Raw genomic sequence first — 12,912 nt, 5'->3', positions numbered from 1 at the left:
GAGCGAGCGCGGCGGCGACGGCGGGCGGGGGCGGGCGGTCGGCCTGTTCTCGAGCGCCGCAGCTGTCGGCTTCATGCTCGGCCAGTTCGTCTCCGGCGCGCTCATCGAGCTGTTCGCTCGCCCGACCGTCTACCTCCTGCTCGCCGGCTTTGCGGCCATCGTCGCCCTCGCCTGTCTCCTCGTCGAGGACCCGACTCCGGACCACGACAGGGAGGTCACTGTCCGGAACATCGCCCGGACCACGGTCGACCGCCTTCTCCCGACGTCCGGCACCGACCACTTCCGGACGAACGGGCTCCAGTGGCTGTACGTCGCCTCGTTCCTCCGGAGCCTGACGGTCCTCGGGATAACGAGCCTGCTGCCCGTCTATCTCGTCTCGAACGTCGGCGTCTCGCCGTTCGTGATGGGCGTCCTCCTCGCCATCAACCCTGGCGTTCAGATCGTCGGCATGTACCTGATGGGCCGACTCGCCGACGACATCGGTCGGAAACAGCTCATCGTGGCTGGCCTCGTCGGGAGTGGGTTCTACTCGTTCCTCCTGGGATTCGCGACCCTCCCGGAGTCGATGCTCGTGCGCGCGCTCATCGCTGGGGCGGGCCTGTTTGCGCTGGGAACCGCGTTCTCCGCGCTCCAGACCGGTATCATTGCCTTCATCGGCGACGTCGCGCCGATCGAACGCGAATCGGAGCTCATCGGCCTTCGGTCGACCGCCCGTGGACTTGGCGGGATGGTCGCGCCGCCGCTGTTCGGCATCTCTGCGATGCTCGTGGGCTTCGAGACAACGTTCATCGCCGCGAGTTCGCTCTCGTGGGCGGGCGCGGCCCTAGTAGGGTCCCGCGTCGCCGAGAGCCACGGTCCGCACGCCGTGCCCGCAGACGACTGACCGGAGTCGCCCGAGACGGTCAGAGGTCGATGGGCTCTTCGTCTGGCGCGAGGCGCTCGTTGAGTTCGTCCACGTCGAGTTTGAGACCCAGTCCGGGTTTCTCGGGGACGCGAATCCGCCCGTCGTCGATGAGCGGGTCGTCCGTGTGGAGGTCGTCCCACCAGTCGACGTCGCGGGCGTGGTACTCGAGCACGAACGCGTTCGGCACCGTCGCACAGGCGTGGACGCTCGCCATCGTTCCGATGGGGCTCGCGACGTTGTGCGGGGTCACCGGCACGTCGAAGGCGTCGGCGAGCGCGGCGATGCGCCGGAACTCCGCGAGGCCGCCGCACTTCTGGATGTCGGGCGCTGCTACGTCGATGGCGCCGTCGGTGAGGAACGGGACGAACTCCTCGACGCGCGTCAGGTTCTCGCCGGCGAGGATGGGGGTGCTCGTGCCCTCGGTGACGCGGCGGTGCGCGTCAGCGTTCTCGGGCGGCACTGGGTCCTCCAGCCACGCCAGGTCGTACGGTTCGAGCTTCCGGGCGATGCGGAGCGCCGTCTCCACCGAGAAATTCCAGTGCAGGTCGAACGCGAGCAGCGTGTCGTTGCCGATGCGCTCGCGGACCGCCTCGACGATGTCCACCTTGTGCTGGACGGCGGCGTTCGAGAGGCGACGCGTCGCGGTGTCGGCCCCGCCCGCCGCGACGTCGAGGTCGAACTTCAGCGCGTCGAACCCCTCGTCGACGACCGCCTCGGCCGCAGCAGCGTACGCACCAGGGTCGTACGCCTCCTCGGACTTGCGGTCGCCGGCGTCGAGGTGTTCGCCCGCATGGCAGTCCGCGTAGATGCGGACCTCGTCGCGGTACTTCCCGCCGAGCAGTTGGTAGACCGGGAGGCCGGTCAGCTTGCCGACGAGGTCCCAGAGCGCGGTCTCGATGCCTGACACCGCCGCCTGGGAGTAGCCGACCCCGCCCGCGAGCCCCGAGAGCAGTTGCGTCATGTGCTCGGCGAGTCGCTCGACGTCGTACGGATTCTCCCTGACGAGACCGGGCTCCAGATAGTCCACGTGTTCACTGATTGGCCCGTTGAACGCCTCGCCGAGGCCGGTGACGCCGGCGTCGGTCTCGACGGTGATGAGGTTCCACGGGAAGTTACCGCCGACCACGTGGCAATCGACCGCCGTTATCTCCACGTCGCGTTCCGGGTCACGGTGCATACCGTCGTCTCGGAGGTCGCGCCACTCGATACCGCCTTTCATCTCTGCGACCAGGTGGTGGTACTTCGAGTCCGCCATCGTCATGCGCATCTCTACCATGATACAAATAGTTACGCGTTGCCGCGACCCAGGACACCCTTCCCAGGCGGAACAGTTTTATCGTTCTCGGCGGACAGAACGCCCATGGCGCAGCGAACCATACTGGTTCTCAGAGCAGGCACGCACGGGATACCCATCGAGCAGTACGCCGAGGCGATTCGAGAGCGACTCCCAGACTACGAGGTCGAACTCGCTCGCACGCGGACGGAGGAACTCGAGAAGATTCCCAACGCGACCGTCGTCACAAGCAGGGCCATCGACGAAGAACTCCTCGAGCATGCAGACGACCTGCAACTGTTCGCCTGCTACTCGGCCGGCTACGAGCACCTGCCCCTGGACGAACTCGAAGCGCGCGGCATAGCGGTCACGAACGGGTCGGGTATCCATGGCCCGAACATGGCCGAACAGGTCGTCGGGAACCTGCTCGTGTTCTCCCGGCGCCTCGACGAGGGGTGGCGCCGCCAGCGCGACCGCCGATGGCAGCACTACCAGGCCCACGAACTCATGGGGTCGACGGTCACAGTCGTCGGCCTCGGGGCCATCGGCCAAGCCGTCGTCGACCGCCTCGAACCGTTCGGCGTGCGGACTATCGGCGTCCGCTACACGCCGGAGAAGGGCGGGCCAACCGATGAGGTGGTGGGCTTTGAGGACGCCGACTTCGAGGCGGCGCTCGCCGAGACGGACTACATCGTGCTCGCGTGCCCGCTGACCGAGACGACGGTGGGACTGCTGGGCGAGGCGGAGTTCGAGACCCTCCCGCCGGACGCCGTGGTGGTCAACGTCGCCCGCGGGCCAGTCGTCGACACCGACGCGCTGCTCGACGCCCTCCACAACAGCGAGCTCCGCGGCGCGGCGCTGGACGTGACCGACCCCGAACCGCTGCCGGAGGACCACCCGCTCTGGAACTTCGAGAACGTCCACATCACGCCACACATGGCGGGTCACACGCCGGAGTACTACGACCGCAGCGCGGACATCCTCGCGCGGAACGTCGAGCGCTTCGAGGAGACGGGCGAGTTCGCCGGCCTGGAGAACCAGGTCGCCGGACCGGAGTGAGACGCCGGAAGTTCGAACGACGTCGTAATCGACGTCGACCGCTCGGAGCGAGAGCGCGTCAAGGCGTTCGCGGACGTTCCGGCGGCGGTCGTCGCCGAGGTGCCGCAGGCGGACGCCGAGACCGTCGCCGAGGCGGCAGCAGCGAAGCCCGAGACCGAGGCGGATCTACGCGAGCGCCTCGCTGACGGCGAGTACGCTTCGACGCACCGGACCTCGACGACCGGCACCGGGAACTAGACAACGAAGAGCGGTGAGCGAGCCCGGGCCACGCCGTCGGGCCGGCTATGGAGTGCGGGCGAACGACCGCCATCGGATCGCGGAAGCGGCCCGGCGGTTCTACCGGGACGGGTCGAGCAGCTCGACCGGGTGGGTGACGTCGCGGCCGAACAGCGTCTCCATCTGCTCGGTGCACGACGTCCCGCTCGCCACGAGCGTCCGGTCACGCTCGTTGGCGAACTCCGTCTCGAGGTCCGACCCGACGTCCACGCTCAGCTCATAATACTCGCTCTTGTAGCCGAAGCTGCCGGCCATGCCGCAGCACTCGACGTCGGAGGTGACGACGTCGAACCCGAGGTCCGAGAGCACGGCCTCCGTGTACACCGCGAGACCGAGGGTCCGCTGCTGGCAGTGGCTGTGGTACGCGACGGAACCGCCCGGGTCGGCGAGCGCGTCGCCGTCGGCGCCGTTGTGCAATAGGCCATAGACGTACTCCATGACCTCGTAACTGTTCTCGCGGATGCGTTCGTGGACGTCGTCGCCGACCAGTTTCCCGTACTCGCGCTGGAACATCGCGATGTCGCTCGGTTCGACGACGACAATGTCGAAGTCGGCGTCAAGATACGGGTGCAGGTCATCGGCGACGGCCGTCGCCCGCTCGGTCGCCGTCGCGATCATCCCCTGGGACAGCGGGGCCCGCCCGCTTTCTGCGGGCGGCGCCAGTTCGACGTGGACGCCCAGCGCCTCGAGCGTCCGGACCGCGGCCTTCCCGCGGTGGACCAGCACGTAGTTCGTGTAGGTGTCCGGATAAAGGACGACCTTGCGGTCCGCAGTGGCGTTCGGGGCGCGCGGCCGGCGGCTCTCGAACCAGTCGACGAGCGTGTCGCGCTCGAACGTCGGGAGGTCTCGCCGCCGGTCGATGCCCAAGTATCGATCTATCGCCGTGCGAACCGGCCCGAGGTCCACGAGCCAGTTCGACAGGGGCGCGGTCGCGCTCCCGAGTTTCGCGAGCGTCTCGAAGTTCCCGAACACGCGCTTCTGGATGTCGAGGCCGCCCGACTCGGCGTCGGGCGTCAGCCCTTCCACGAGGAAGTCGAACTTCCCGGGGTCGTTCGCGCGGTTGAGCCGGTCGCGGACGGCCGTGTTTATCCACGGGATATCGATCTTCACCGGGCAGGCGTTCACACAGCGCGAACAGCCGGTACAGAGGTCGTTGAAGCCGGCCGCAGTGTCCTGGCCGTGGACACCCGCCTCCCAGCCGGTCGCGATGCCACCAGTGTAGGTCTCGCCGCCGAACGCGTGACCGCCGACGTGCTGGAAGTTGCCACAGGAGTTCGCGCAGGCGCCACACCGGATGCAGTACAGCGTCTCCCGGAGCTGGTCGTCCTCGCGCATCGCGAACCGACCGTTGTCCACGAGGACGAGGTGGAACTCCCGGTCGCGCTCGCTGGAGCCGATCGGCTCGTCCGGGCGGTCGAAGTCGATGGTGGGCGAGTCGACCGGCGGCGTGAGCATCGTCACGTACTGCGAGATGTCTTGGCCGGTCGCCGTCTTCGAGATGAGTTCCACGAACGGCTGGAGTCGGGCGGCGTCGGGAATGATCTTCTCGACGCCCGCGACGGCGACGTGCGTGTCGGGCGTGACGGCGCACTTCCGGGCATTGCCCTCGTTCGTGACGAGGGCGATGGTGCCCGACTCCGCGAGGATGAAGTTCGCACCGGTCATCCCGACGTCCGCCGCGCGAATCCGCTCCCCGAGGTAGTCCCGGGCGAACGCGGTGAGTTCCTCCGCGGTCTCGAAGGGTTCGTCCGGGTCGAAGTACTCGTTGAACAGGGCCGCGACGTCGTCTCTGGACTTGTGGAGCGACGGGCCGACGAGGTGGGAGGGACCCTCGTCGGCGACCTGCAGGACGAACTCCCCGAGATCGGTCTCGAAGACGTCGACGCCGACGTCCTCGAGGTGCTCGTTGATCTTGAGTTCCTCGGAGGTCATCGACTTGCTCTTCACGAGCGTCTCCGCGTTCTCGGATTCGACGACCTCCTCGATGTAGCGGTTGGCGTCGGCGGCGTCGTCGGCGAAGTAGAGGTTCCCGCCGTTCGCCTCGACGCTTTCGCGGAGGCGGTCGATGAGGGTGGGGAGGTTCTCGATGGCCTCCGCCTTGATGGCGCGGGCCTCGGTTCGGAGGTCCTCGAACTCGTCGAAGCGCTCGATGGCGTCATACCGTTCCGCGTTGAACACCGACGTGTTCGCCTGGACGGCGTCGCCCTCGGTCTCGAGCAGGTGGCGAATCTCCTCGGCCCTCTGCCGGTGTGTTCGACCCGTACTCATTGGTCGGTGAGGAGCACGACGCGGACGGTCTTCGGCCCGTGGACGCCTTCGACCAGGGCGCCCATGTCGCCGGTCGAACTGACGCCGGTCGCGAACACGGCGGACCTCCCGGCGGCGAATCGCCCCGAGAGGTGGTCCGTCGCGGCCTCGACGTTCGGAATGACGTCGCTCTCCCGGACGACGGCGACGTGGGTCGGCGGGTAGAGGCTAATCGGTTCGTTGCCCGCAGAGTTCGATTCGATGACGAGCGACCCGTACTCGGCTATCGCCCGTTCGACGGGGGTGACGCCCGTCGCGGCGTTCTTGAGTTGTCGCGGCGTGGGCTCAAGCGTGACCGGCGTGTCCTCAAGCGAGACGTCGTATCCCTCAAGCAGTGCGCCCACGGCGGGTTCTTCGACGACATCGTCGAGCACGTTGGCGAACTCGGTGCGGTCGGTGCGCCGACAGTCGACGTCAATCTCGGAGAGCGACGATTCGAACGCCGACAGGGTGTCGGTCGACATAGCCGCCAGTTGACCGAGGAACCCGATAAGTGTTGTCCATACGGACATCCCCGCGACGGATGGACTTTTTCGCGGCGTCGCCGCTCGTCGACCAAGAACGGGAATGCGGTGAGCGGTGGGGTCGAGGCGAATCCCATCTGACCGATCCGAGCGACGTCGCTACCGATTCTGGGTGATGTTGTCGCCCGTCCGGTCGTCGAAGACGTGGCCCTTGCTCATGTCCACGGTGAGGGTGACGACGTCGCCGACGGACGCTTCGCTGTCGGGCGAGACGCGGGCGCTTATCTCGGACTCGTCCTCGAACGGTTCGACGGTAAGGAACTTGTCCGACCCCATCGGCTCGACGACCTTGACCGTGGCATCGAAGGTGTTCGCCTCCTCGACGGATATCGTCTGGACCTCCGAGGCGTCGTGGAGGTCCTCCGGTCGAACCCCAAAGGTGACGTCGTCGAGGTCACCCGCGTATCCGTCGAGTTCTCGCCCGATGTCGTCGGGCAGTTCGAGGTCCATGGTCTCGCGTCGGACGCGGTAGCCGTCGCCGATGTCGACGAGGTCGACATCCATGAAGTTCATCGGCGGTTCGCCGATGAACCCGGCCACGAAGCGGTTCGTCGGGTGGTCGTAGAGCTTCTGGGGCGCACCGATCTGCTGGAGTTCGCCGTCGTTCAGCACGACGACGCGGTCGCCGAGGGTCATCGCCTCGGCCTGGTCGTGGGTCACGTAAATGGTCGTCTTTCCGACGCGCTGGTGAATCTCGTTCAGTTCGGTGCGCATCTGGACGCGGAGCTTCGCGTCGAGATTGGATAGCGGCTCGTCCATCAGGAAAACCGACGGTTCGCGGACGATGGCACGACCGAGTGCCACGCGCTGTTGCTGGCCACCCGAGAGCTGTGACGGTTTCCGGTCGAGCAAGTCATCGATTTCGAGCAGTTGAGCGGCCTCCTCGACGCGTTCGTCGATTTCGGTCTCCGGGTAGTTCCGAATCCGGAGCGGGAACGACATATTCTTGCGGACCGTCATGTGCGGGTAGAGCGCGTAGTTCTGGAACACCATCGCGATGCCGCGCTCGCGCGGGTCGAGTCCGGTGACGTCCTCGTCCTCGATGATAATTCGGCCCTCCGTGGGCGTCTCGAGGCCCGCGACGGTCCGCAGCGTCGTCGTCTTACCGCATCCGGACGGTCCGACGAAGACGAGGAACTCGCCGCGTCGAACGTCAATGTTGACGTCCTCCACGGCGACGACGTCGTCGCCGTTTTGGTCCTGAAAGACTTTCGTGAAGCCGTCGATCTGGACGTTGATGTCTTCGTCGCCTGTGCTGTCGGTCGGAGCCGAAACGTCGGCCGTTGGGGAATTTGATTCGCTCATGGGTTGTCTCTCCGAGTGTTCATTCTTTCAGTGCGCCGGCCGTCAGTCCGCTCACGATGTATCGCTGGAAGAACAACACGATGAGCATCGTTGGCACGATCGCGACCATGCTCGCGGCGGCGAGTCCGGCCCACTGGACAGAGACGTCACCGACGAACTTGTACACCGCCACCGAGATGGGCATCGACGCGAGGTCGGTCGTGACGATGAGCGAGAAGAGAAACTCACGCCACGAGTACAGGAACGTCAGTATCGAGCACGCCGCCACGCCCGGTGCCGCAAGCGGCAGCGCGATCTTTCGGAACGCCTGGAACTTCGTACAGCCGTCCACGCGCGCGGACTCGTCGAGGTCCGGTGGAATGGACATGAAGAAGTTCCGCATGATGTAGATCATCAGCGGCAGCCAGAGGTACACCTGCGCGATGATGATGCCGGGCAGGCTGTTGAGCAGCCCCAGCCACGCCATTATCTGATAGTACGGGACGATGAGCCCGATCGGCGGAAACAGCCGCGAGAATAACACGCCGATGAAGATGATGTTGTCACCGGGGAACCGGAACCGACTGAACGCGTAGCCCGCCGGCGTCGCGAGTAGCATCACGACCGCCGTGGTGGTGCTTGAGATAATGAGGCTGTTCACCAGCGCCCGCCAGTACTGCTGTTCGATGAGGACGTTGTAGTAGGTCGAGAGCGTCGGGTCCCGGGGGAAGTACGACAGGTTGTAGACCGCGTCGTTCGTCTTCAGTGAGGTTATGAACTCCCAGAAGAGCGGGACGACGACGGTGAGTACCGCGACCCCGAGCACGAGGTGGACGACGTACTTGCTCTCGATGACGTCCCAGAACCGCTGTCTGGTCTCGTAGTTGATTCGTTCGTGGCCTTCGTCGATCATGCTCATTCGTCTTGCACACCTCCCATGACCTTCGTCACGTAGAAGGTAGCCACGCCGAGCGAGATCAGGATGATGAACACCGCGATCGCGGAGGCGTAGCCGTAGTTGAAGTTGACCATGCCGGTCCGGTAGATGTAGATGCTGAACACTGTCGTACGCGTCCCGGGGCCGCCGCGGGTCATCGGGAAGATAACGGCGAACGCGCGGAACGCGAACATCCAGTTGATCAGTGCGACGATCGCGATGTACGGTCGCAGGTACGGAAGGGTGATAGCACGGAACGTCTGGAACGTCGTCGCGCCGTCGACCTTCGCGGCGTCGTACATGTGCTGGGGGATAGACTGCAGTCCCGCCAGCAACACGATCATCGCGAACGGCATTCGCGCCCACGCGTCGGTCAGCGTCACCAGCGCCATCGTGAGATTCTGGTGGGCGAGCCACGCGTAGGGTTGGCTGATGATGCCGAGGTCGGTCAGAACCATGTTGATGAAGCCCAGTTGGTTGCCCGTGAATATCCACTTCCAGATGAGGGCGACGACCGCCAGCGGAATCGCCCACGAGAACATCAGGACGGTGGAGTAGGCGTTTCGCAGTCGCTGATTCGTGATATGGTTGATCGCGAGTGCGATGGCCAAGCCGCTGCCCAAACTAACTGTGAGCGACCCAAACGAGTACACTAGCGTGTGTCGGAAGTAGGTCCAGAACTCCGCCTTTTCGAACATGCTGGCGTAGTTCTCCAGCCCGATAAACCGACTTGGGACGCCCGGGATAGTCAAGTAGAACGACTGTTTGATCAGCTGGACAACCGGGTAGATGAAGATGGCCGTGATGACCAGTAACGCCGGCCCTAGCAGGACGAGGAGGATGTGGTCGTTTACGACTTGTGAAACCCGAGACCGAATCTCCTCATACCTCGTCTCGGGGTCGGTGAAGGTCGTCTCTGTTTGGTGTGACATAGTGGGAAAGGAGTGTTATCCGATTACTGGCCGGTGACAGTGTTGATGAAGTCCTGGGCGTTGTCGAGCGCCTTCTTGGCGGAGATGTCGCCGGCGATGGCCTTCTGACATTCCTGGCTGACCCGCTGCTTGATTGGGCGTTCCTGGGGGAACACTTCCGACTTGTTGAGCTTCATCTGCTTGCCACGGATGTCTGCGAACGCTGAAGCACCCGTCTGTGACGCCTCGTCGTAGACCTTGTTCACATAGCTCTGGTTGCCCTCGACGACGAATTCGAACCAAGCTGACGGGTGGCTGAACCGCGCATCTAGGTAGAGCATTGCCGCGAGTTTCTCACCTGTACTTGCGTTCGAATTGACGGAGACTCCGGCCGGCGACGCGATGCCTGCGCGCGTCGGTTTCGGTACGTCCTTGCCACCTTTCGGGCTAAGCGTAGGCCGGTACTGGTCGCCCTTCTTGTACTTCTCCAGTGCTTTCGGCACCAGGTCACCGAAGACCGGAACCATCGCGAACTGGCCGGACAGGAACCCGTCGGCGAGGTCACCTTGGCCGTAGTTGACGACCTCGTTGGGAACCCAACCCTTCTCGCGCCACTTGACCATCTTCTCGAGGGCGGTGTAGCCCGCCTTGGTATTGACCTTCACCTTGCCATCGCTGTTGGCGAACGATCCACCGGCCTGGTAGAACAATTTCATGAAGTCGCGAAGCGTATAGACACGGGAGGAACCGCGGTACGCCCACGCGTACGTCCCCGTCCCCTCGAACGCCTTCATCGCCGTCTCGAGGTCGTCCCAGGACCACGACCCGTCCATGATCTTCTTGATAGTCGCGTCGTCGACGCCCTGCTCCTTCAAGAGGTCCGGGCGAGTGTGGACGAGACTTCCCTCTAGAATGTTCGGCCCGGCGTAGAGGTGGTTGTTGTAGTTGAACGTCTGCTTCGCCACCGGTTGGACCGGGTCCCACATCGCGTCGTCGCCCATCAACGGGTCGATCGGCTGGAGGTGCTCGCCGGCAACGAACGATGAGAGCGAGTCAGTGATGACCACGGAGAACATCTGGGGTTTGGCCTTGTCGGCCTGGAGGAATGCCGTCTCCTTCGGAATGGCCTGGTCGACGACGATCTCAAGCGGGTCAAGCTCGATACCCGTCTGCGACTCGAACATCGCGTGTGTCGCGGCCGTCGCGGGGTCGTATTTCAACGACCCGAAATTGAGAATCTGGATCTTGTCGACGTCACCGGCGGCCGTGTCCTTCCAGCCTTCGGGGGGCGTCCACGGCTGGCTCTTGATGGCGCCGCTTTTCTTCCAGGCATCGGCGCTAGCTTGCTTGCTCTCCGGCGGAACCTGCTTGCGCTTTTCGAGCGGCCACTCGTCGAGCGACGTCATACGACGCTTCTTCCAGCCATCCGTGAAGCCGATTTTCTTCGCCTGTTCCGTGAAATCGCTAGACTGGTCACCGCCGATACAACCGGCGAGGCCCGCAGCCCCAACGACGCCCGTAGCTTTCAACAAGTCTCTGCGGTCGAATGACTCACTACCGTTTGGCATGTGAATTGATAACTTATTTTCGGAGGGTTTATATCTAACTATGGGGGCAATAATATCTATAATTAGAATTAATTAAGTTAGGTGGTTCAGTGTTCTATTATACCAGCGCCGTGAAAGTATTCGAGGGCGCCAATGTGGTATGAACAGGGAGTAAAACGAGCGCCGGGGATCGGTCACTCCTGCGTCCGCCGATTCCGGACGGCCGACGTGGCGACCTCGATGGCGTCGACCATGCTCTGAGGCGAGGCAATTCCCTGACCGGCGATGTCGAACGCCGTCCCATGGTCGACACTCGTCCGGACGATAGGCAGACCGACGGTCATGTTCACGCCGCTGACCTCGCCACCCTCGCTGAACCCGAGGAGCTTGATGGGGATGTGGCCCTGGTCGTGGTACATCGAAACGACGCAGTCGTAGTCGCCCCGTGCTGCATGCACGTAAACCGTATCGGAAGATCCGGGCCCTTCTACGTCGATGCCCTCGTCGCGGGCGCGCTCGACGGCCGGCGCAATTTCCGCCAAGTCCTCGTCGCCAAGGAGTCCGCCGTCGCTCGCATGGGGATTCAGACCCGCGACGGCGATGGTCGGGTCCTCGAGACCGAGGTCCCGGAGCCCCTCCCGGGTGACGCGAATCGTTTCGAGGACGTTCTCCGTGGTGACGAGGTCGCAGGCCTCGCGGAGCGGAACGTGCGTGCTGACGTGCGTGACCCGGAGGTGCTCCTCGATGAGCATCATCGAGTAGTTGTCGACCCCCGTCCGTGCCGCGAGCAGTCCCGTGTGCCCGGCGTGTTCACTCCCGGCCTTCCGCGTCGCCTGTTTGTTGATGGGTGCGGTGACCATGCCGTCGATGTCGCCGTTGATCGCGAGGTCGCTCGCTCGCTCGATGTATTCGAGACTCGCACTCCCGTACTCTTTCCGGAGGTCACCCCAGTCGTGGTTTGCCGAATCGACGTTGTCGAGGTCGATAACGTCGATGACGCCCGCCTCGAACCGGGCTTCGGTGACGTCGTCTATGGCGTTGATCGCGAGGTCGGCGTCGCAGGCCCGTGCAGCTTTTCGCATCACGTCCGCGTCGCCGACGACGAGAACGTCGGCGATATCGCGGGCAGTCTCGTAGGCTCCGACCGAAACCTCGGCGCCGATTCCAGACGGATCGCCCATCGTGATTCCGAGGCGCGGGTGACGGCCACTCATGAGTCGCCCTCCTCGGTCCAGGGAGGCGTCTGGCGCGCCGGGGCGAACACTTCGATACCGACGGCGGCGTCGTCACCACGATTCTCGGCCGCGTGCGGCTCGTCCGCGGGAATCACGTACGCGTCGTCGGCCTCGACGATGCGCTCCTCACCGCCGACGGTGAAGACGAGTTCGCCCTCGTTCACGAACCCGAGTTGCTCGTGTTCGTGGCTGTGAGTCTCCACACCGGCACCCGGTTCGATTCGGAAGTGCTGGACGCTCGCCCGGTCACCCGCGGCGAGTTGCGCAAGGTGGACGCCGTCGGGGTTCTCGACGGCATCGCGTGCATCGTAGGAATCGATTTCCATACGGCCATGTTTGCAGAGAGTCCCTTATCACTTGCTCCCCCGTGGGATTCGCCGGAGGTACTCTAACGCGTCGACGACGGTGGAGTCCTCTCCGAACGCCCCTGCCTTCGTCACGACGGGCGTCCCGTCGGCACGCCCACCGCGAACCTCACCTCCGGGGACGCCGACGGCGACCTCCTCGCCGCGGAGTGCGATTCCGCCCGCTTCGAGTTCGCCGAGGACGGCTTTCGCGACAGCCCCTCCGGTCAGAAATAGTCCGCGTGGTTCGCGCTCCGCCCAGACGTGCACGGCGGCCGTGCCGAGCGCGGCGGTCACCCGCTCGCGGGCCG

13 protein-coding genes are annotated in these 12,912 nt (G+C 64.6%); 3 read left to right on the top strand and 10 right to left on the bottom strand.

What is annotated here, in order from left to right; genetic code table 11:
* The coding region (locus ACR3FE_RS27520; protein WP_458211045.1) for an MFS transporter at positions 1-883 on the top strand (883 nt) is incomplete at its 5' end.
* 19 nt (positions 884-902) lie between these two features.
* Here ACR3FE_RS27520 and ACR3FE_RS27515 read toward each other — a convergent pair.
* Positions 903-2,159: a mandelate racemase/muconate lactonizing enzyme family protein gene (locus ACR3FE_RS27515; protein WP_458211046.1), complete on the bottom strand. Its 1,257-nt coding sequence runs from the start codon at positions 2,157-2,159 to the stop codon at positions 903-905.
* A 105-nt stretch (positions 2,160-2,264) separates the two neighbouring features.
* Here ACR3FE_RS27515 and ACR3FE_RS27510 point away from each other — a divergent pair, with 105 nt between their 5' ends.
* On the top strand, positions 2,265-3,236 hold the full coding sequence (locus ACR3FE_RS27510; protein ID WP_458211044.1) for an NAD(P)-dependent oxidoreductase: 972 nt from the start codon (positions 2,265-2,267) through the stop codon (positions 3,234-3,236).
* Positions 3,237-3,335: 99 nt separating this feature from the next.
* A complete protein-coding gene (locus ACR3FE_RS27505; protein WP_458211043.1) occupies positions 3,336-3,473 on the top strand; it encodes a hypothetical protein in 138 nt (45 codons plus the stop codon).
* Between the two features lie 99 nt (positions 3,474-3,572).
* Here ACR3FE_RS27505 and ACR3FE_RS27500 read toward each other — a convergent pair whose 3' ends face one another.
* From ACR3FE_RS27500 to ACR3FE_RS27460, 9 genes are all read right to left on the bottom strand, one after another.
* Positions 3,573-5,780, bottom strand: coding sequence for an LUD domain-containing protein (locus tag ACR3FE_RS27500; protein WP_458211042.1), 2,208 nt, complete (start codon positions 5,778-5,780; stop codon positions 3,573-3,575).
* The gene (locus ACR3FE_RS27495; protein ID WP_458211041.1) at positions 5,777-6,283 is read right to left on the bottom strand and encodes an LUD domain-containing protein; all 507 of its coding nucleotides are present in this window, start codon (positions 6,281-6,283) and stop codon (positions 5,777-5,779) included. The genes ACR3FE_RS27500 and ACR3FE_RS27495 overlap by 4 nt, the downstream gene beginning before the upstream one ends.
* Before the next feature lie 159 nt (positions 6,284-6,442).
* The gene (locus ACR3FE_RS27490) at positions 6,443-7,648 is read right to left on the bottom strand and encodes an ABC transporter ATP-binding protein (RefSeq protein ID WP_458211040.1); all 1,206 of its coding nucleotides are present in this window, start codon (positions 7,646-7,648) and stop codon (positions 6,443-6,445) included.
* A gap of 19 nt (positions 7,649-7,667) precedes the next feature.
* Complete coding sequence (locus ACR3FE_RS27485; RefSeq protein ID WP_458187020.1) at positions 7,668-8,546, bottom strand: carbohydrate ABC transporter permease; 879 nt, start codon at positions 8,544-8,546, stop codon at positions 7,668-7,670.
* Positions 8,543-9,496, bottom strand: a complete 954-nt coding sequence (locus ACR3FE_RS27480; protein WP_458211039.1) for a carbohydrate ABC transporter permease — start codon at positions 9,494-9,496, stop codon at positions 8,543-8,545. Before ACR3FE_RS27480 ends, ACR3FE_RS27485 begins: the two co-directional genes overlap by 4 nt.
* Before the next feature lie 23 nt (positions 9,497-9,519).
* Positions 9,520-11,043 (bottom strand): hypothetical protein, encoded by a 1,524-nt coding sequence (locus ACR3FE_RS27475; protein ID WP_458211038.1) that lies wholly within the window; start codon positions 11,041-11,043, stop codon positions 9,520-9,522.
* 173 nt (positions 11,044-11,216) lie between these two features.
* On the bottom strand, positions 11,217-12,236 hold the full coding sequence (gene pdxA / locus ACR3FE_RS27470; RefSeq protein WP_458211037.1) for a 4-hydroxythreonine-4-phosphate dehydrogenase PdxA: 1,020 nt from the start codon (positions 12,234-12,236) through the stop codon (positions 11,217-11,219).
* Positions 12,233-12,583 (bottom strand): cupin domain-containing protein, encoded by a 351-nt coding sequence (locus ACR3FE_RS27465; RefSeq protein ID WP_458211036.1) that lies wholly within the window; start codon positions 12,581-12,583, stop codon positions 12,233-12,235. The genes pdxA and ACR3FE_RS27465 overlap by 4 nt, the downstream gene beginning before the upstream one ends.
* A gap of 27 nt (positions 12,584-12,610) precedes the next feature.
* The coding region (locus ACR3FE_RS27460; protein WP_458211035.1) for a nucleotide-binding domain containing protein at positions 12,611-12,912 on the bottom strand (302 nt) is incomplete at its 5' end.

It is taken from the genome of Haladaptatus rarus, from assembly GCF_054177585.1.
The sequence above is the reverse complement of the archived record's forward strand: the minus strand, read 5'-3'. Positions and strand labels throughout refer to the sequence as shown.

Bases quoted from the DNA above. Each gene is read 5' to 3' on its own strand.
- ACR3FE_RS27515 (WP_458211046.1), bottom strand. From the start codon at position 2,159: ATGGCGGACTCGAAGTACCACCACCTGGTCGCAGAGATGAAAGGCGGT.
- ACR3FE_RS27510 (WP_458211044.1), top strand. From the start codon at position 2,265: ATGGCGCAGCGAACCATACTGGTTCTCAGAGCAGGCACGCACGGGATA.
- ACR3FE_RS27500 (WP_458211042.1), bottom strand. From the start codon at position 5,780: ATGAGTACGGGTCGAACACACCGGCAGAGGGCCGAGGAGATTCGCCAC.
- ACR3FE_RS27495 (WP_458211041.1), bottom strand. From the start codon at position 6,283: ATGTCGACCGACACCCTGTCGGCGTTCGAATCGTCGCTCTCCGAGATT.
- ACR3FE_RS27490 (WP_458211040.1), bottom strand. From the start codon at position 7,648: ATGAGCGAATCAAATTCCCCAACGGCCGACGTTTCGGCTCCGACCGAC.
- ACR3FE_RS27485 (WP_458187020.1), bottom strand. From the start codon at position 8,546: ATGAGCATGATCGACGAAGGCCACGAACGAATCAACTACGAGACCAGA.
- ACR3FE_RS27480 (WP_458211039.1), bottom strand. From the start codon at position 9,496: ATGTCACACCAAACAGAGACGACCTTCACCGACCCCGAGACGAGGTAT.
- ACR3FE_RS27475 (WP_458211038.1), bottom strand. From the start codon at position 11,043: ATGCCAAACGGTAGTGAGTCATTCGACCGCAGAGACTTGTTGAAAGCT.
- pdxA (WP_458211037.1), bottom strand. From the start codon at position 12,236: ATGAGTGGCCGTCACCCGCGCCTCGGAATCACGATGGGCGATCCGTCT.
- ACR3FE_RS27465 (WP_458211036.1), bottom strand. From the start codon at position 12,583: ATGGAAATCGATTCCTACGATGCACGCGATGCCGTCGAGAACCCCGAC.